Annotated in this window: 19 protein-coding genes; 10 read left to right on the top strand and 9 right to left on the bottom strand. The window is 27.1% G+C overall.

The genetic code is table 11. From position 1 onward, the window contains the following. Positions 1 to 9 precede the first annotated feature (9 nt). From KI686_RS09895 to KI686_RS09910, 4 genes are all read right to left on the bottom strand, one after another. The gene (locus KI686_RS09895) at positions 10 to 2,412 is read right to left on the bottom strand and encodes a TonB-dependent receptor (RefSeq protein ID WP_237589126.1); all 2,403 of its coding nucleotides are present in this window, start codon (positions 2,410 to 2,412) and stop codon (positions 10 to 12) included. A gap of 508 nt (positions 2,413 to 2,920) precedes the next feature. Beyond that, positions 2,921 to 3,340, bottom strand: a complete 420-nt coding sequence (locus tag KI686_RS09900) for a hypothetical protein (protein WP_237589127.1) — start codon at positions 3,338 to 3,340, stop codon at positions 2,921 to 2,923. After that, positions 3,340 to 4,683, bottom strand: coding sequence for an adenylosuccinate lyase (gene purB, locus KI686_RS09905; RefSeq protein WP_237589128.1), 1,344 nt, complete (start codon positions 4,681 to 4,683; stop codon positions 3,340 to 3,342). The genes KI686_RS09900 and purB overlap by 1 nt, the downstream gene beginning before the upstream one ends. Positions 4,684 to 4,728: 45 nt before the next feature. Beyond that, positions 4,729 to 5,316, bottom strand: a complete 588-nt coding sequence (locus KI686_RS09910) for an adenylosuccinate lyase (RefSeq protein WP_237589129.1) — start codon at positions 5,314 to 5,316, stop codon at positions 4,729 to 4,731. Between the two features lie 42 nt (positions 5,317 to 5,358). Between KI686_RS09910 and KI686_RS09915 the strand changes: the two genes are divergently transcribed. The 5 genes from KI686_RS09915 to KI686_RS09935 all read left to right on the top strand — a co-directional run bounded on the left by KI686_RS09915 (position 5,359) and on the right by KI686_RS09935 (position 10,382). Beyond that, complete coding sequence (locus KI686_RS09915; RefSeq protein WP_237589130.1) at positions 5,359 to 6,072, top strand: toxin-antitoxin system YwqK family antitoxin; 714 nt, start codon at positions 5,359 to 5,361, stop codon at positions 6,070 to 6,072. A gap of 108 nt (positions 6,073 to 6,180) precedes the next feature. Beyond that, a complete protein-coding gene (mnmA, locus tag KI686_RS09920; RefSeq protein WP_237589131.1) occupies positions 6,181 to 7,368 on the top strand; it encodes a tRNA 2-thiouridine(34) synthase MnmA in 1,188 nt (395 codons plus the stop codon). A 42-nt stretch (positions 7,369 to 7,410) separates the two neighbouring features. Then, positions 7,411 to 9,078, top strand: a complete 1,668-nt coding sequence (locus KI686_RS09925) for a S8 family serine peptidase (protein ID WP_237589132.1) — start codon at positions 7,411 to 7,413, stop codon at positions 9,076 to 9,078. A gap of 55 nt (positions 9,079 to 9,133) precedes the next feature. Further along, on the top strand, positions 9,134 to 10,075 hold the full coding sequence (locus KI686_RS09930) for an NAD(P)H-dependent flavin oxidoreductase (protein WP_237589133.1): 942 nt from the start codon (positions 9,134 to 9,136) through the stop codon (positions 10,073 to 10,075). Positions 10,076 to 10,190: 115 nt separating this feature from the next. Then, positions 10,191 to 10,382, top strand: a complete 192-nt coding sequence (locus KI686_RS09935) for a cold-shock protein (protein ID WP_015480027.1) — start codon at positions 10,191 to 10,193, stop codon at positions 10,380 to 10,382. An 86-nt stretch (positions 10,383 to 10,468) separates the two neighbouring features. Here KI686_RS09935 and KI686_RS09940 read toward each other — a convergent pair whose 3' ends face one another. The 3 genes from KI686_RS09940 to KI686_RS09950 are packed head-to-tail and all read right to left on the bottom strand — an operon-like array spanning position 10,469 to position 11,830. Beyond that, entirely contained in the window at positions 10,469 to 11,125 is a 657-nt protein-coding gene (locus KI686_RS09940; RefSeq protein WP_237589134.1) for an HAD family hydrolase, read from the bottom strand. 10 nt (positions 11,126 to 11,135) lie between these two features. Further along, entirely contained in the window at positions 11,136 to 11,411 is a 276-nt protein-coding gene (locus KI686_RS09945) for a hypothetical protein (RefSeq protein ID WP_237589135.1), read from the bottom strand. Between the two features lie 2 nt (positions 11,412 to 11,413). Further along, positions 11,414 to 11,830, bottom strand: a complete 417-nt coding sequence (locus KI686_RS09950) for a thiol-disulfide oxidoreductase DCC family protein (protein WP_237589136.1) — start codon at positions 11,828 to 11,830, stop codon at positions 11,414 to 11,416. A gap of 174 nt (positions 11,831 to 12,004) precedes the next feature. Between KI686_RS09950 and KI686_RS09955 the strand changes: the two genes are divergently transcribed. Genes KI686_RS09955 through KI686_RS09970 form a run of 4 tightly spaced genes read left to right on the top strand, consistent with a single transcriptional unit; the run spans position 12,005 to position 16,317 of the window. Continuing rightward, a complete protein-coding gene (locus KI686_RS09955; RefSeq protein WP_237589137.1) occupies positions 12,005 to 12,703 on the top strand; it encodes an ABC transporter ATP-binding protein in 699 nt (232 codons plus the stop codon). 2 nt (positions 12,704 to 12,705) lie between these two features. Further along, positions 12,706 to 13,938 (top strand): ABC transporter permease, encoded by a 1,233-nt coding sequence (locus KI686_RS09960; RefSeq protein WP_237589138.1) that lies wholly within the window; start codon positions 12,706 to 12,708, stop codon positions 13,936 to 13,938. Positions 13,939 to 13,940: 2 nt separating this feature from the next. Then, entirely contained in the window at positions 13,941 to 15,185 is a 1,245-nt protein-coding gene (locus KI686_RS09965) for an ABC transporter permease (RefSeq protein WP_237589139.1), read from the top strand. Positions 15,186 to 15,204: 19 nt separating this feature from the next. Then, positions 15,205 to 16,317 (top strand): efflux RND transporter periplasmic adaptor subunit, encoded by a 1,113-nt coding sequence (locus KI686_RS09970; protein WP_237589140.1) that lies wholly within the window; start codon positions 15,205 to 15,207, stop codon positions 16,315 to 16,317. A gap of 51 nt (positions 16,318 to 16,368) precedes the next feature. Here the strand turns inward: KI686_RS09970 and KI686_RS09975 are convergent, their stop codons facing one another. Continuing rightward, a complete protein-coding gene (locus KI686_RS09975; RefSeq protein ID WP_237589141.1) occupies positions 16,369 to 17,184 on the bottom strand; it encodes a DUF1853 family protein in 816 nt (271 codons plus the stop codon). Positions 17,185 to 17,250: 66 nt separating this feature from the next. Here KI686_RS09975 and KI686_RS09980 point away from each other — a divergent pair, with 66 nt between their 5' ends. Next, positions 17,251 to 17,925, top strand: a complete 675-nt coding sequence (locus KI686_RS09980; RefSeq protein ID WP_237589142.1) for a DUF2461 domain-containing protein — start codon at positions 17,251 to 17,253, stop codon at positions 17,923 to 17,925. 8 nt (positions 17,926 to 17,933) lie between these two features. Here the strand turns inward: KI686_RS09980 and KI686_RS09985 are convergent, their stop codons facing one another. Next, the gene (locus KI686_RS09985) at positions 17,934 to 19,610 is read right to left on the bottom strand and encodes a S41 family peptidase (RefSeq protein ID WP_237589143.1); all 1,677 of its coding nucleotides are present in this window, start codon (positions 19,608 to 19,610) and stop codon (positions 17,934 to 17,936) included. Between the last annotated feature and the right edge of the window lie 106 nt (positions 19,611 to 19,716).

Raw genomic sequence — 19,716 nt, forward strand, 5'->3', positions numbered from 1 at the left:
AATGTGTATTTAATAATTAATTTTTATTTGTAGGTTATAATTTCTTCCTAAATCATCGGCATAATATCGTAATCTATTTAAGTAATCTCTATACTTTGTATTTAATAGATTAGTTACACTAGCTGATATTTGTAAATCTGTTTTTTTTGAAAGATGAAAAACGGCATCTGTGTGTAAATGTAATAAATGATAACCTGCAGGTGTAGAGCTAATGTCTACAACTTCGTAGCTGTCTTTAGTAGGCAAATAAGTTGTAAAATTGTTGTTTGGATAATTAGTTTGTTTTAAAACCAACTCGCTATCTAAACGAACACTTAGTTGATGCCAATTTACATTTTTATATTCTAAAGAATTTTTAAAGCTAGGAGCAGGGATATCAATTAAAGATTTATTGTTTTTAACGTCGTTACCAAAAGTTAAAGATGATTTATTGCTAAATAATAAAGCATTATTAATTTTTTGACGCCATGTAAAATCAAATCCAAATAAGTTGGCATTTGTAGCTTTATATTCCCAAACAGGAAACGCACCACGAATAGTTTGTTCTGTACCCGTTGGTTCTAAATAAATAAAATTATGAATGTTATTAAAAAATGTTTCTACAGATATAAAAGTATTGTTTGATGTAAAGTTATATGTAGAAGAAATTCTATTAGAAATTTCTTGTTGTAAAGCTAAATCACCCAACTCAATTCTAGCTGCAGAATGGTGTAAACCATCACTAAATAATTCTGATGCATTTGGTGATCTATTAGATAATCCGTAGTTGAAAAGAATAGCGTTTTTATCATTTATTTGATAAACTATTCCTGCAGAAGCAGAAATATTATGAAAAGAAAATTTAGGGTTTACTAACCACTGTGTTGTATAATCACCAGTAATTAGATTACCATATTCTTCATCATAACCTCTTTCTGTCCATCTACTTTTTAAATAGAATTTTTTAGCATTTATATAATTAAAATCATATCTTAAACCAACATTAGCAGTTGTTTTATCATTTAAAATATAATTACCAATAGCAAAAATGCCAGCATCAAATTTATCATAATCAGGTATTAATCGTCTAACACCAGTTAAAGGATTTGCAAAGTTATTTTGATAAACTCCTTTTACACCAATTTTATAAGTTTTTTCTAAGTTGTTGTTAAAATCAAAAGTAGAACTGATTGAATGTGTTGTTAAATCTAAATCAATTGATGCTTTATCTTTGTCGTCTCCAACCCTTATATCGTACTCATATCGTTGGTTTTTTTGAAAATCATACTGAATATCAAGTTTGCCTAAATCTTGAAATCTTTTGTAATAATCAATTTTAAAAATATGATGATTTATTTCTTGTTTTGGCGCATTTATATCATAACTAAAACTTTCTACAATTAAAGGTTCTTTATTATTAATTGCGCTTACTAAATCATCTATATTACCAATATGTGATGCTTTCAAAATACCAATATTGTTGTTAATAAAACTATAATCAACAGTAAATCCATTTTCAAATTTTTTCAATCCTGTATGAATAGAAAAAGCTTTTGAAGCTAAACCTGTATTTGTTAAATTATAATCTGGACTATTAAAATCTCCAAACCTTTTTAGAGTGGTTTTAGCATTTAAAAACCATCCTTTTTTAGTAGTTTTGGTAATACTACTATGTAAATTACCACCTCTACCATTACTTTGTATACCCAAAATAGTTTTACCAAAAATACTGTCTTTTAAAACATATTTAGAAGGTTCTAAAACAATAACACCGCCAATAGCATCGCCACCAAATTCTAAAGAATTAGCACCTTTAACTACTGTTATTTTATCGGCATTATTTATGTCTATATTAGGCGCATGTTCTATTCCCCATTCTTGGTCTTGCAATCTAACACCATCTGTCATTACAATAATTCTACTACTGTGTAAACCATTAATTACTGGTTTAACAATAGTATTACCTGTATTTATTGAAGAAACACCTGCAACATTTTTTAACGCATCTCCTAAACTTTTACCACTAAATTCATCAATAGTTTTACTATCTATTTTTGTGGTTTGGTTAGTTTTTGCAGTTACATTATGTGTAGATGTTACAATAACTTCTTTTAAATCTTCTACATGATGTTCTAATGTAATTTCTTGAAAGGTATTTTTATTTACAGAAACTGTAACTCTCTTAGTTTCACAAGAAATATGTTTTATAACTATGGTATATTTTCCTTCACATAAGTTTTTAAATTCAAACAAACCGTCAAAATCTGTAGTGGCAAATTTATTTGAATTTTCTATCTGTAAAGAAGCACCAATTATTGATGTATTATCATGAAAGTCTGTAATTTTTCCTTTAAAAGAAAATTGACATTCTTGTGTAAATGCAGTTGTTGTTATACATATTGCAAATACATATTTACAAAGTAATTTTATCATTTTTTATTTTCATAAGTTTAAATTAAATAGAAATTAATTTAAATACAAAAGGGTGGACCTCTTAATGAAAACGATAGATGATAATGATTTTTTAAGAAATTATATTGTAATATATTATTTGTAACAAATGATTGCTTTAACTCTAAATAAAAACTGTTATTAGTTAAAAAAGAATGGTTTTGTTTTAAAACGTTTAACTTACAGTCTAAATCTTTTTTATGGATATGATTTTCTACTTTAGAATAACAAATAACATGCTCATGGTTACTAAAACCATGTAAAGAGAGTATAGACATTGGTAATAAAAAAATTACCAATAATACTGTGCTTATATGTTTTTTAAAGTGAATAATTGTGTAATTAATTTTAAAACGTATTTTGTGTAAAAAAACAAATGTAATAATAGATTTGTTAATGAATTCTTAAAATAATTAAAAAATATATAATTATTACTCTTAAAAAAGCCTTTTTGTAAAATATATTTTAATGATAAAAAGTAGAATTAAGCTTATTTTATTTTGTAAATAGTACCGTCTGTAACAAATTTACTAAAACCAATTTTTGCTTTAAAGTTATAAGAACTGTCTTTAACTTCGGTTATTTGCACATAAATAGGATCTTTATCTAGTTCCTTTTTAGGTGATTTCATTTTTAAAGTATAAAAGAAATTATTTTTCCATTTGATATACAAAGTATCAATATGTTTTATTCTTTTTTCTGAAGTAGTACTATCATTAGAAATACTTACAATTTTATCATATTCTTCAATTTGAATCGAGTCTATTCTTGTAATTATAGTTTTACTATATCCTTTACCGGCCGGAACTTCAAAAACTCCTTGTTTAAATCGATCAGAATTATCTTCAATTTCTGATTTACAAGAAACTAAAGTGATTAAAATTGTAAGTACTCCAAATAATTTTTTCATTAAATACCTGTATAGTTAGAAGGTGTAATAAGTTTTAACTCTTCTTTTATTTCTGTAGAAACTTCTAAAGTATCTATAAAGTTTGCAATAGAATCTTTATTTATTTTCTCGTTAGTTCTTGTTAAGCCTTTTAAAGCTTCGTAAGGATTTGGGTAAGCTTCTCTTCTTAAAATAGTTTGAATAGCTTCTGCAACAACAGCCCAATTGTTTTCTAAATCCTGATTAAACTTTTCTTTATTTAATAATAATTTATTTAAACCTTTTAAAGTAGATGTAAAAGCTATAATTGTATGACCAAAAGGAACACCAATATTACGTAGAACAGTGCTATCTGTTAAATCTCTTTGTAAACGAGAAACCGGCAATTTTGCAGAAAGGTGTTCAAAAATAGCATTTGCTAAACCTAAATTTCCTTCAGAATTTTCAAAATCTATAGGATTTACTTTATGTGGCATTGCAGAAGAACCAACTTCACCTGCTTTAATTTTTTGTTTAAAATAATCTGTAGAAACGTATGTCCAAAAATCTCTGTCTAAATCTAAAATAATAGTATTAATACGTTTTAAATTATCAAACAAAGCAGCCATATGATCGTAATGCTCAATTTGTGTTGTAGGAAAAGAATGGTGTAAACCTAATTTTTCTTGTACAAACTTAGTACCAAATTCTTTCCAATCAATTTTTGGATACGCAACTTTATGAGCGTTATAATTACCGGTTGCACCACCAAATTTAGCAGCACTTGGTATATCATTTAATAAATTAAATTGTTCTTGTAAACGTACTACAAAAACATCTATTTCTTTACCTAATCTAGTAGGCGATGCTGGTTGCCCATGTGTTCTTGCTAACATAGAAACATCTGCCCATTCTACAACTAATTCTTGTAATTTATCTAAAATTTGTAAATAATGTGGTACATAAACATCATTCATTGCTTCTTTTATAGAAAGCGGAACAGCTGTGTTATTTATGTCTTGAGAAGTTAACCCAAAGTGTATAAATTCTTTAAAACCTTCTAATTTTAAAGCATCAAATTTTTCTTTTATAAAATACTCAACAGCTTTTACATCGTGATTTGTAATGCTTTCTATATCTTTTATTTTTTGAGCATCTTCTGCAGTAAAATCAATATAAATTTTACGTAATTCGTCAAATAAATCAGAATTAAAGTCCACTAATTGAGGTAACGGAATTTCGCACAAAGCAATAAAGTATTCTATTTCTACACGAACTCTGTATTTTATTAAAGCTTCTTCAGAAAAATAATCTGCTAATTTTGCTATTTTACCTCTATAGCGTCCATCTATTGGCGAGATGGCATTTAATTGTGTTAATTCCATTTTTTTGTTATGTTGTTAAATGCAAAAATAGGCATTTTAACAGATTTATAAAGTTGTTTTTTGATGTTTTTCTATCAAATATAAAATATGCTTTCCGCGTGCTTTACAACCTTTACTTTCATGAATAATTTTAGTTTCTATAAGGTGTTTTAACTCAGGGTGAATCCAAGATTTTTTTAATCCAAATAAATACAAAGTAGTCATTGTATATGCTCTTACAGCTATTTTTTGTGGTGTTATTAACCAATCGAAACCAGTTTCTATAATACTATTAATGTGTTGTGCTGTTAATTTTTCTTTTACTTTATTATCTTTATTAGAAAAATAAGCATTGGCCAAATGTTCGCAAATTTTTGCACAAGGTCTAATTGCGCTATCAAATTTTAAGAGTTCTATTTTTCTTGTAAATTCATCTAAATGTGGTAAAATATATTCTAATTGATGGTGAGTGCAAATCCACTCTAAAATCCAAGCGGCTTTTATAGATACTTTGTTATCTACATCAAAAGTAATTGACACCAAATAACGAATTAACTTTTTATTTTCTAAAACAATATTAGCAACTCTTTCTCGGTTTTCCCTTTTAGGGTTTTCCATATTTTCTAATTCTTGTGTTAAAAAAATAATACTCATTTTATTACGTTTAATGTATATTTACTCTAAAATTTATTTTAAATGTTAAATATAAAAAGACTAAGTTTTATTCTGGTTTTTTTTGCTTTTTTTATCAGCAAAAATTCTAAAGCTCAGAAAATTAATCAATTTGATGCCAATAATAAAAGAACAGGTGTTTGGCAAAAATATTATCCTAATAACAAAATTAGATACACAGGTACTTTTAAAAACGGAAAAGAGGTTGGTGTTTTTAAGTTTTATGATGATTCAAATTCTGGTTTTCCATCAATTATTAAAACTTATTCAGAAGATAAAGATGAAGTTCTTGTTACTTTTTATAATTCTGATGGAGGTGTGCAAAGTAAAGGTTATTTTTTAGGGAAAAAACGAGTAGGAAAATGGATTTATTATTTTGCGAATGGAAATAAAATGTCTGAAGAGTTTTATAAAGACGATAAATTAGATGGTGTTTTAATAAATTATTATCCCAACGGAAAAATAACAGAAGAATCTTTTTATAAAAATGGATTGAAAGACGGTGTTTCTAAAACTTATACAAGTGATGGCATTTTAATAGAAGAAATTACTTACAAAAATGGAAAGCAAAACGGACTTGCAAAATATTATGAGTTAAATGGTGATTTAAAAGAATTTGGTGAGTATAAAGATGGAAAAAGAGTAGGTGAGTGGGAATATTATTTAGATGGAGAAATTACCACAGAAAAAGAATTAAAGAAGAGTAAATCTAGTTACACTAAAAAGACGAATAATTAAATAATTTTTTTTAGATTTTATTTAATAAATCAAATCAATTTATCTATTACTTTTTTCAATATACAAATCTCTTACAATGTTGTAACTTTGCATCCTCAAAATTAAAAAATGAAACGAGTAGTTGTAGGTCTTTCTGGTGGTGTAGATAGTAGTGTAACAGCCTATTTATTAAAAGAACAAGGTTACGAAGTAATTGGGCTTTTTATGAAAAATTGGCACGATGATTCTGTAACAATATCTAATGAATGTCCGTGGTTAGAAGACTCTAATGATGCAATGATTGTTGCAGAAAAATTAGGGATTCCTTTTCAGGTTGTAGATTTAAGCGAGCAATACAAAGAACGTATTGTAGATTATATGTTTGATGAGTACTCTAAAGGGAGAACACCAAACCCAGATGTACTTTGTAATAGAGAAATTAAGTTTGATGTTTTTATGGACATCGCTTTAAAATTAGGTGCAGATTATGTAGCTACTGGCCATTATTGTAGAAAAGGAGAAGAAATTATTGATGGAAAACCAGTATATAAATTATTAGGCGGAATTGATAATAACAAAGATCAATCTTATTTTTTATGTCAATTATCACAAGATCAATTAACAAAAGCATTATTCCCTATTGGCGAATTAACTAAACCAGAAGTTAGAGCAATTGCTAAAGAAGCAGATTTAATTACTGCAGAAAAAAAAGATAGCCAAGGTTTATGTTTTATTGGTAAAGTTAGATTGCCAGAATTTTTACAGCAAAAACTTCAACCAAAAAATGGAGTTATTGTTACCATTCCTTCAGATTTTGAGCAGTATACAAAACAAGCTCCAGAGTTTGAAAACAAAGAAGCAGAATTGGCTCATTTTGCTACAAAGTTTTCTTACAAAAAAGAAGACGGTAAAACGGTTGGTAAGCACCAAGGCGCTCATTATTTTACAAAAGGACAACGTAAAGGGTTAAATGTTGGTGGTACAAAAGAAGCTTTGTATGTTATAGAAACCGATGTTGTAGAAAATGTAATTTATGCTGGCGAAGGTAAAAATCACCCAGGATTATATAGAAATGTGTTGTTTGTTTCTAATGAAGAAATGCATTGGATTCGTGAAGATTTAACTTTAGAAGTAGGAGAAACAATGCAGGTTGATGCAAGAATTAGATATAGACAACCTTTAGAAAATGCAACATTATACAAAGTCGAAACAGGTTTATATGTTGAGTTTGAAAACAAACAATCTGCCATACAAGAAGGTCAGTTTGTGGCTTGGTATAAAGAGGAAGAACTTTTAGGTTCTGGAGTTATATCATAAAAAAAATAAAAAATTTTTATAAAAAAGTAGTAAATTCGGATTATGAAGAATTTACTACTTTTTTTGTTTTTAACAATTACTTTTCAGGCTATATCTCAAGAAGATGCATGGGTTTTTTTAAAGGATAAACCCAATAAAACTACTTTTTTAGAAAATCCATTAACAATGCTTTCTCAAAGAGCATTAGATAGAAGAACTAGACTTAATATTTCTTTGGATGAAATTGATGTTCCTATTGATTCGGATTATTACAATCAATTAAAAAATGAAACCACAATTACAGTTTTGGCAAAATCTAAGTGGTTAAATGCAATTCACATACAAGGAGATGTTGAAGATATTAACAATCTATTAGCAAGTTATAGTTTTATAGATCATGTAGAGTTTGCAAATAAAAGTTTAAATGCTTCGGGTAAAACAGAAACAAAATCTGAGCAAATTACACCTAATCATTACAATAAATTTAATGATGTACAAACCGATTTTGTTTATGGAGCTGCAGATAATCAAATTAAAATGTTAAAAGGAGATTATTTGCACGAGCAAGGTTTAACAGGAGAAAATCAAATTATAGCCATAATTGATGCCGGTTTTCCTAATGTAAATACTTTAGAAGCATTTAAAAGAATTAGAGAAAATAATCAAATTTTAGGAGGATATAATTTTGCGGATAGAAATGAGAATTTTTATACAAGAAATAGCCACGGTACACATGTTTTATCTTCTATTGCTGGTTATTTAGAAGATGAATTTGTAGGAACCGCACCAGATGCGAAATTTTATTTATTCATATCAGAAATTGCAGAAACAGAAACTATTTTAGAAGAAACACTTTGGGTAGAAGCCGCAGAAAGAGCAGATAGTTTAGGTGTTGATGTTGTAAATACATCTTTAGGTTATACAACTTTTGACAACGCTAACCATAGTCATACCTATAATGATATGGATGGTAAAACTACTTTTATATCTAGAGGAGCAGAAATAGGAGCTTCTCGTGGTTTATTATTGGTAAATTCTGCAGGAAATAGCGGTAACAGTTCTTGGAAATATATTGGAGCACCTGCAGACGCTTCTTCTGTAATTTCTGTAGGAGCTGTAAATGCTTCGGGAGAAATTGCTAGTTTTAGTTCTTTTGGTCCAACATCAGACGGAAGAATAAAACCAGAGATTTTAGGACAAGGACAAAATCCATCACTAATTAATTATCTAACAGGAGAAATAACAACATCTTCTAGCGGAACTTCATTTTCATCACCAATTATGACAGGTTTAATTGCTTGTTTAAATCAAAATGAAAGTTTTGCTTTAAAAACATCTGCAAAAACATCCGCAGAGAATTTAAATGAATATTTAAAACAAGCAGTTTATAAATCTGCAGATAAATTTAATAACCCTGCAGATCAATATGGTTACGGAATTCCTAATTTTGAAACTGCATTAAATAGTTATCAAGCAAGTTTGTCTTTGATTGATGAAAGTTTTTTGGATGTAAAAATATATCCAAACCCTGTGGAAAGTACTTTTACTATTGCAATAGATGATTTTAATGATGTAAAATTAGAACTGTTTTCTGTTCTTGGAGAAAAACTGTTAGAAAAAGAAGGCTTAACATCTAAGATATTAGACGTTTCTTTTTTAGAAAAAGGTATCTATTTATTAAAAATTTATAAAGACAATAAAGAGAAAAATATAAAATTATTAAAAATATAATTTTATTGATATTGAAGATTACTTTATAGTTTAAATTAAAACTACACTTTTATTAATGACAACTAAAATAACTGAACTTTTTAAAATAAAATACCCAATTGTACAAGGAGGAATGGTCTGGGTTTCTGGTTGGCGTTTAGCTTCGGCTGTTTCTAATTCTGGTGGTTTGGGTTTAATTGGTGCGGGTTCTATGTATCCAGATGTTTTAAGAGAGCACATACAAAAATGTAAAAAAGCCACTAATAAACCTTTTGGTGTAAATGTGCCAATGCTGTATCCGGATATTGAAAAAATTATAGATATTATTATTGAAGAAGAGGTTAAAATTGTATTTACTTCTGCAGGAAACCCAAAAACTTGGACTTCCTTTTTAAAAGAAAAAGGGATTATAGTTGTACATGTGGTAAGTTCTGTAAAATTTGCTTTAAAAGCAGAAATAGCAGGAGTTGATGCCGTTGTTTGCGAAGGTTTTGAAGCTGGCGGACATAATGGTAGAGAAGAAACTACAACTTTTACACTAATACCTATGGTTAAAGAACAAATTAAAATACCAATAATTGCAGCAGGAGGAATTGCAACAGGAAGAGGTATGTTGGCAGCTATGGTTTTAGGAGCAGATGGTGTGCAAATTGGTAGTAGGTTTGCAGCCACAAAAGAATCTTCTGCACATATCAATTTTAAGAATACAATTGTTAACGTTAAAGATGGCGATACACATTTAACCTTAAAAGAATTGGCGCCTGTTCGTCTGATAAAAAATAAGTTTTACAATGATTTGCAAGAATTATATCAACAAAATCCATCAAAAGAAAAAATAAAAGAGTTATTAGGAAAAGGTAGAGCTAAAAAAGGAATTTTTGAAGGGGATTTAGATAATGGAGAATTAGAAATTGGTCAAATAGCAGGTTTAATTGATGGTATAAAACCTGTAAATGATGTAGTAGAAGATATTTTAGAAGAATTTAATAGACTTAAAGCCTTTGTTTATAGGCTTTAATGATTTAAAATAAAGAAAATCAATAATTTATGTGATTATTTAAAAAATGGCATTACCTTTGTAACTAATATACACGTTGTTAGTAATAAAACAAACAACACAATAATTTTTTATAATGAATAAAGGTACCGTAAAATTTTTCAATGAATCTAAAGGATTTGGATTTATCACTGAAGAAGGAACAAACAAAGAACATTTTGTACATGTGTCAGGATTAGTTGACGAAATTCGTGAAAACGATGAGGTTGAATTCGACTTACAAGATGGAAGAAAAGGATTAAACGCAGTAAACGTAAGAGTATTATAATATATATATTTATTACTAGTTAAATTTTTATCTAAAAGCCTATCAATTTTGATAGGCTTTTTTTTATGCTTTTTAAAAAAATAATACTAAATTATCTTTTTTAATCTTTTAAAATTATTAATAATAAAATCTGCATTTTCTAATGTTTGGTCTTCTGCCATTGGATTTTTAAAACCAAAAACAAAAATATTAGCATCATTTGCAGCTTTAATTCCGTTGTCAGAATCTTCAATAACAATACAATTTTCTTTGGGTGTATTTCCTAAAACAGCCGCTTTTTCAAAAATTTCTGGGTTGGGTTTAGAAGCAGTTAAATCCGCTCCACTAATTTTAGCAGTAAAATATTTGTTTAAATCGAACCTATTAAAAACTCTATCAATATTAACCATTGCAGAAGAAGAAGCTAAAATTAAAGTAAGTCCTTTATTATAGCAATGTTTTATTAAATCTTCTACACCTTTTACTAAATGTAAAGTTGGATCGTTTTCAAAGAAGTTTACATATCTTTTTCTTTTATTTAAAACCAATTCTTCTGGGTTTAAATCTAAATTAAAATGTGCCACTAATTTCTGAAAAGCATTTATGGTAGAAGATCCTGTTAAGGTTTTGTATAAATCATCAGAAACATTAACGCCAATTGCATTAAAAGTCTCGTAATAAGCTTTTTTATGAATTTCTTCGGAGTCTATAATTACTCCATCCATATCAAAAATTACACATTTTATTTCTTTTGGTAATTCCATTTTTGGTTTTTTAAATATTAGATATTATTAAATATGAGTATAGAGTTAAAAAAAACAAGTTTACAGCAAAGGCAAAGATTGTTTGAAATTTTTTAACTTCTTTAAAACTTTTTAAAGCATTTATAAGACCAATAATCGATAAAATTAAGATAATAAAAGCAAGTAATCCCACTATTGTAGAAACAACATAAGGGTTTGTTTCATTTATTTTTACTGATAAAATAATTATGGCAATTGTTAAAACAAGAGAGTATAAAGCATATTTAATAGATAGTAAAGAATTCATTTTTAATCTAAAAATTTAGCTTTAAGTTCTGGTGTAGGTATCATACAGCTGTCTTTTTTACCAAACCATTTGTATCGGTTTTTTGCAATATAATCATAAACAAGATTTCTAAAACCTTCTGGTAAGAGTAAAAAAACTTGAGATAAAGACCAAAAACCACCAAAACTACTCATTATTCTTAAAGCAGCTGTAGATTTTATATCATAAGAAATACCAGGTTCATATAATATTATAGAGTCTATTTTAGAAATTTCTATTTTTAAATTATTTATAATTTCTTGTCCTGTTTTAGATTGTAGTGAACTGAAAATGAATATGTTGTTTTTGTCGTGTTTAATAACTTTTAAAACAGAATTATTACATAAATTACAAACACCATCAAAAAGTATTATTTTTTTATCCTTAGGTAAATCAATCATTAAAACAGTAAAATTTTATACAAAACAAAGATACTTTATCTTTTTTTAAATTTCTTGTAACATAATTTATTTTGAAGCGTCTTATGTTTGTGTTGAGTTAAAAATATATTTTTTTCAACATAAAAAAGATAAGTATTATCTGCATCATTTAATATTTTTAAAAACTAGCCAAGAATGATTAAAATAGAAAAATTACATAAATCTTATCCGATAGGTAAAGATTCTTTACATGTTTTAAAAGGAATTGATTTGCATATAAAAGAAGGTGAATTTGTTTCTATTATGGGATCTTCTGGTTCAGGAAAATCGACACTTTTAAATATTGTAGGTTTGTTAGATGAACACGATGAAGGTAAATATTATCTTAACGGTCAGCTTATTGATAAATTAAACGAGAAAAAAGCGGCTTTATTACGTAATAAATTTTTAGGTTTTATTTTTCAGTCTTTTAACTTAATTTCATACAAAACGGCTTTAGAAAACGTTGCTTTACCTTTATATTATAAAGGAATGGCAAGAAAAGAGCGTTTAGAAATTGCTTTAGAATACCTAGATAAAGTAGGTTTAAAAGATTGGGCTAATCACTTACCTAACGAGCTTTCTGGAGGTCAAAAACAACGTGTTGCCATTGCAAGAGCTTTAGCCACAAAACCCAAAGTAGTTTTAGCAGATGAGCCAACAGGAGCATTAGACTCTACAACCACAGATTCTGTAATGGATTTGTTAAAAGATATTAATGATGAAGGAATGACGGTTTTTGTTATTACCCATGAAGAAGAAGTTGCAGAACAAACAAAAAGAGTAGTACGTTTAAAAGATGGCTTAATTATAAGTGATGAAATTACAGCTATAGGAAAAGCTAAAGCCATTTAATTATGTTTGATTTAGATCGTTGGAGAGAAATATTTCAAAGTATTAATAAAAACAGATTACGTTCTGTAATGTCTGGTTTTACAGTAGCATTTGCCATTTTACTTTTTACTTTACTGTTTGGTGTTGTTAGTGGTTTAAGTAATTCGTTTAAAGGAGCTTTTGCAGATGATGCACAAAACTCTATGTTTATTCGTGTATGGAAAACATCTAAACCATATAAAGGATTACAAACAGGTAGAACAGTACAACTTAAAAATAAAGATTACAATTATATTGCAGATGAGTATGATAGTGAAATACAGTACAAATCTGCCAGAATCTTTAAAAATTTTACCATTAAGTATAAAAACGAAGCCAATTCTTATAGTGTAATGGCTGTAAATCCAGATCATCAGTTTTTAGAAAAAACAATCATGGATGAAGGTAGATACATTAATGAAAGAGATATTAGAGAAAAAACCAAATCTATTGTTATTGGTAGATTGTTAAAAGAAGATTTATTTGGTGCAAGACCAGCTTTAGGAAAAAGAGTAAATGTTAATGGAAGCTCTTTTTTAGTAATCGGTATTTTTTCTGATGATGGAGGAGATAATGAAGAAAGAAAAGCTTTTATACCATTATCTACGGCGCAAATTATGTATGGTAATAACGATTACATAAGCCAGATCGCTTTAGGTTATAACCCAAACTTAAATTTAGATGAAGCCATTGCTTTTGGTAATAAAATGGAACGCGATTTACGTAGTAAAATGAATATTCACCCAGACGACCAAAGTGCACTTTCTGTAAGAAATATGGCAGAGGCTAATAAAGGAATTGGGCAGTTTATGGGTATTTTATACGGAATAGTAATTTTAATAGGTTCTGGTACTTTAGTTGCAGGTATTATAGGTATTTCTAATATTATGATTTTTGTAATAAAAGAAAGAACCAAAGAATTTGGAATAAGAAAAGCATTAGGTGCAAAACCATCATCTATTGTTGCAATGGTTGTACAAGAATCTGTTTTAATAACAACAATAGCAGGTTATGTAGGTCTTTCTTTAGGTACATATATTTTAAGCCTAATAGGTAATAGTTTAGAAGAAGATTATTTTATAAAAGACCCAAGTGTAAGTCCAGGAATTGTAATAGGGGCAACGTTTGTTTTAATTATTTCTGGGTTAATTGCAGGTTATTTACCTGCTAAAAAAGCAGCAAATATTAAACCTATTGTAGCATTAAGAGCAGATTAATTATGAAATTTTTATTCGATTCAGATAGTTGGCAAGAAATTTACGGAAGTATTCGTAAAAATAAATTAAGAACTGGTATTACAATTATTGGTGTTCTTTGGGGTATTTTCTTATTAGTTGTTTTATTAGGTGCTGCAAGAGGAATGGAAAACGGCTTTAATAAATTATTTGGAGATTTTGCAACAAACAGTGTTTTTGTTTGGACACAGTCTACAGATACGCCTTTTAAAGGTTTTCAAAAAGGAAGACAGTTTAGTTTAACAATGAATGATATTGAGGTATTAAAGTCTGAATATTCTAAAGAAATTAAATTATTAGCACCAAGAAACCAAACGAGTAATTTAATTATTAAAGATTTTCAATCTGGTACTTTTCAAGTAAGTGGAGATTATCCAGTTTTAGATCAAATTCAGAAAAAGAAACTTATCTATGGCCGTTTTTTAAATGAAAATGACATACTATCAATAGCAAAAGTTGCAGTTATATCTGAAGATATGTATAAACAATTGTTTGAAATTGATGAAAATCCAATAGGACAATATATTAAGATTAATAGCATTGGTTATAAGGTTGTTGGAGTTTACGAACCTTCTAATACTGTAAATTTTGATGGAGACTGTGCTTATATTCCATTTAGTACTTTTAAAAAAGTATACAATACAGCAAATAAGGTAGATTGGATGATGATTACTGCTAATGAAGGTACTAATATAGAGCAGATGGAAAAAGATATTTTACTTACTTTAAAAGGTTTGCATAAGGTACATCCAGATGATGAAAGAGCTTTTGGTAGTGTAAACTTAGGGAAAGAAATAGGTAAAGTAACTGGCTTTTTAACAGGTATGCAATTTTTAACTTGGTTTGTAGGTATTGCTACATTAATTGCAGGTGTTTTTGCAATTGGTAATATCTTATTAATTACCGTAAAAGAACGTACAAAAGAGATTGGTATTAGAAGAGCTATAGGTGCAACTCCTAAAAGTATAAGACAGCAAATTATATTAGAATCTGTTTTTTTAACAACAGTAGCAGGTATGCTAGGTATAATTTTTGGAAGTTTAATCTTGTTTTTTATTGATGCAGCAGTAAGTAATAATGATGATATTCCATTAATAAACCCAACAGTAAACATACCAATTATTTTAATAGCATTTGTAACATTAATAGTGTTAGGTACTTTAATCGGTTTAATACCAGCACATATAGCAACAGTAGTAAAACCAATAGAAGCATTAAGAGAAGAATAAAATAATCAACAAATCAATCATGAGTAAAAGAGCAAAGATCATTTTAATTGTAATAGGAGTATTATTTTTAGCCGCACTTATATGGTTCGGTAAAAAGAATAAGAAAAGTATTTTAGAATTCGAAACAGAAAAACCTTTTAAAACAACAATAGTTAAGAAAACTGTTGCAACAGGTACTGTTACTCCTTTAGAAGAAATAGAAATTAAACCACAAATAGGAGGTATAATTGATAAAATTTTATTGTTAGAAGGAGCAGAAGTTAAAAAAGGAGATTTAATAGCAACCGTAAGAGTTGTGCCAGATGAGCAAACTTTAATAAGTGCAAAAGGAAGCATAGATAATATTAAAATTGGTTTAAATAATGCAGAAATTTCTTACAAGAGAAACAAAAGCTTATTTGAAAAAGGTGTTATTTCTAGATCAGATTTTGAAGCTATAGAATTAACTTACAATCAAGCAAAACAAGACCTTAAAAACGCACAAAATAATTATCAAATAATTAAAAAAGGTTCTTCTAGTTCTAGTACAACAGCAAATACAAATGTAATTGCACAAATGTCTGGTACTATTTTAGAAATACCTGTTAAAGAAGGAGACCAAGTAATACCTTCTAATAATTTTAATGAAGGTACAACTATCGCATCTATTGCAGATATGAATAAAATGATTTTTGAAGGTAAAGTAGATGAGTCTGAAGTAGGTAAATTAGTAAATAACACAGATATAGAAGTTTCTATTGGTGCTATAGAAGATAAGAAATTTCCGGCAAAATTAAATTTTATTGCTCCTAAAGGAACCGAAGAAAATGGTGCTGTACAGTTTACAATTAAAGCAGATCTTTCTTTAGATGATAAGTTTTTTATTAGAGCAGGTTACAGTGCAAATGCAGATATTATTTTAGAGAAAAAAGACAGCGTTTTATCTATAAAAGAAGCTTTATTAAAATTTGATAAAGATACAGAAGAGCCTTATGTAGAAGTTAAAACTGGTGAAGGTACTTTTGAAAAGAAAATTTTAAAACTAGGTACTTCAGATGGTGTAAACGTAGAAGTTTTAGAGGGTGTTACAGAAGATGATGAAATTAAAATTTGGAATAAAGCTTCTAAATCTGATGTGCAAAAAGTGAATTAATTTATAATTTACAAATAATAAAAAAAGGAACTCAATTTAGAGTTCCTTTTTTTATGTCCACCAAACAAAAAAGATTTTTTTTATTTCTCCGTTATTCAATTTTATCCAACAAAGTGGAGAAAACTTTCTTTCTAAATATTGGTTTGTTTCATTTTTAAAGTCATCAAAATTTAACCAATTTACATTTTGATGAGGTTGTATAATCCAGTCTTTTTTTTTCGGAATAAAAAATCTATCATTTTTAAATAAATTGATTTCTTTTTGGTTGATGTAAAAACCTGTAATAGCATCAGAATTTAAAATTTCTAATTTCTTATTTATTTTTGATAAAGGCATAAATAATTGTCCTTTAAAATAAACTTGTTGGGCTATTTTATCTGCCTTTAAATGAATTGTTTTTAAATAATTTACACATTCTGTAGAGTAGAGAAGTGGCAACTGTTTATCATGTAACTTCTTTAATTTTTCTATTAAAGAATCTTTTCTATTTGGCCCAATAAAATGTTCAATTTCAGAAAAACCAACAGTATCATCATACAAATAAAACTTATAAATAACTTCTAAATGAATTGGTTTTTCATTTTTTTTGATGATACAATCTAACTCTCCTAACGTAATTTTTTCTTTCTGAATCTGAATGTTTTCACAAAGTATTTTAATACTATTATCTTGTTGTAATTGATAAGAAACAAAACGTTCTATATATTTACCTAAACGTAATTTCTCATCAATTTCTATTGCAATTTTTGTTGATTTTACATCAATTTTAAATTGGTGTAAATTATAAACCACATCATTTTTCCACAAACAATTTGTTTGTAAAAAACCTTCATATCGTTTTTGAATATCTTTGTTTTTTTGATGCATTTCAAATTCGAAGTTACAAATCTATTTTGTAACTTCAACTTTTAAAATTTATCAAATTAAATTAAAATGCAATTCGAAAAATCGAGCTTTCAATACTTAAAAGATTTAAAAAAGAATAATACTAGAGATTGGTTTGCAGATACCAAACCTACTTTTATAAAAGCACAAAACAATGCCAAAGAACTGTATGCTGCTGTAAGAGAAAACTTAGAAAAGCATGATGAAATTGATAAATTTAAATTGTTTAGAATTTACAGAGATGTAAGGTTTTCTAAAGATAAAACACCTTATAAACCACATTTTGCTGGTTCTTTTTCTAGACTTGGTAAAGAATTAAGAGGTGGTTATTATTTAAGAATAAGACCCGGAGGAGAATCTTTTTTAGCTGGTGGGTTTTGGGAACCTAATAAAGAAGATTTATTAAGATTAAGAAAAGAAATAGAACAAGATGCTTTTGAATTTAGAGAAATTTTAGAAGATAAAAATTTTATAAAATATTTTGGAGGTAAGTTTGAAGGAGATGAATTAAAATCTGCCCCAAGAGGTTTTGATAAAGAACATAAAGACATAGATTTAATACGAAAAAAAGCATTTATAGCTGTTAGAAATTTTACAGATGCAGAAGTTTTATCACCTAACTTTTTAGAAGAAATAGATAAAAGTTATAAAGCTTTACGTCCGTTTTTTAATTTATTTAGCGATGTTTTAACGACTAATTTAAACGGAGAATCTATTATTTAAAAAAAATATTATTTTTCTTCAATAAGCTTTATAGCTTCATCAATATATTTATAAACATTATATTTTTTTGCTTTTTCTTGAACTTTGAAATCAATTTTTAATCCTTTTCTTTGAGCATTAGTATTATCAGGGTAAAATGCTCCTACAGAAGTAAAATCAATTTTAGTTTTATCTTTTAAAAGAATTTCGTTTCTATTCATAATTGCTCCAAAAGTTTGTTCACCTATAGTAGTACAATTTGGAGAGCTCTGAATAGACATAGCAAAAAATTCAGCTTTACTTGCAGTATTTCTATCTACTAACAGAATAACTTTTCCTTTGTAAAATTCTTTATTGTTTTTACCCGCTACAAAAGGATTTTTAATGATTTTTAATGCAGATTGAGTATCATATTTACCTATAGAAGGCGAGTAAGCAGTGAGAATTTTTATGAATACTTTTTTCTTTGGATATAAAAAAGAACTAATATCATTTGTATTCAAGCTTTGTGGGTAATTGCGTAAATCTAAAATAATCCCTTTAGTGTTTTTAAATGCTTTAAAAGCATTTTCAACTTCTAATTTATTAATTTTGTGTAGGTTAATGTAGCCTATGTTTTCTTTGATTTTTATCCATTTTATAGTTGATAAAGTATCTAATATAGATTTTGGTTTATATATTTTTTTAGAAAATTTATAAAGCTTAATATTCTGTTGTTTAATTTGACCATTTTTTTTCATTAAACTAATTTTTAAAGAATCCTTAGTTTCTGACAATAAATATGACTTTTCTAAAATAGCTTTTAGATAGTTTTTATTTGATGTACTGATACTATTAGAAAATTTATCATTATAATAATCATTTATTTTTTTTCCATTTATAGAATAAATAAGATCTCCTAATTCTATTCCTTCTAGTTTTGCAAATTCTTGATTAAAAACTTTATTTATAATTAAAGTATCATTGATTATTCTTCCACCATAAAGAGAAAATTTTCTATTAGGATTTTTATATAGTGAGCTGTAATTATAATTTGCGTGAGAATCATTTAATCTAGAAAATAATTTATCTTTTGCCAATTGGTATTTAGTTTTATCATAATGATAAAAATCAGGAATAACTTCTTGTAAAACTTTATTCCATTTTGTCTCAGTTAAATATATATTTACGTTCCAATACCTCATTTTATTCCAAAAAGATGCTAAAAACAAAAAACGATGACTTTCTTTTTTTGCATCGAAATTAGGAAGCTCTTTATCGTTATTAAAGTTAACAGTACTAGACATTTTATTAACAAAAGAATAGTATTTACCAAAGTTGGAATTATCTTTTAACAGTGTAAGTATTTCAATTAATTTTTCACTAAAATTAGAACTTATTATCCAAGAGTAATCTTCATTTTTAGCAAATAATTCTTTCTTTTTTTTATTTGTTTTTATTTTTTCTTTTTCAGAATTTAAACATATAATCCAATTTAAGAATTCAGCATTTAGTTCTTCTTGGGTTTTAATTGTTTTTATTTTATCATACTGTTTTATAAACTCTTTATCAAAATCAAAGTTACCTTTACTAACATTGGGATGTTTATATTTGAGCAATCCCCAAATTTGAATTAAATTCTCAATTTTCTTATCACTAGAAATTATGTTCTGTGAATAATTTAAACAATAAGTGGATAGAAAGATAATTACTAAACTTTTTTTCATTTTTTAAATGATTAAAAATCAAATATCTAATTTCTAAAATATTTAATTAATAAAGAAATGTTAATACTGCTTTAATAATAAATAATTGAAAAAATAATCATTATTT

It is taken from the genome of Polaribacter sargassicola (assembly GCF_021991835.1).
GTDB lineage: Bacteria > Bacteroidota > Bacteroidia > Flavobacteriales > Flavobacteriaceae > Polaribacter > Polaribacter sargassicola.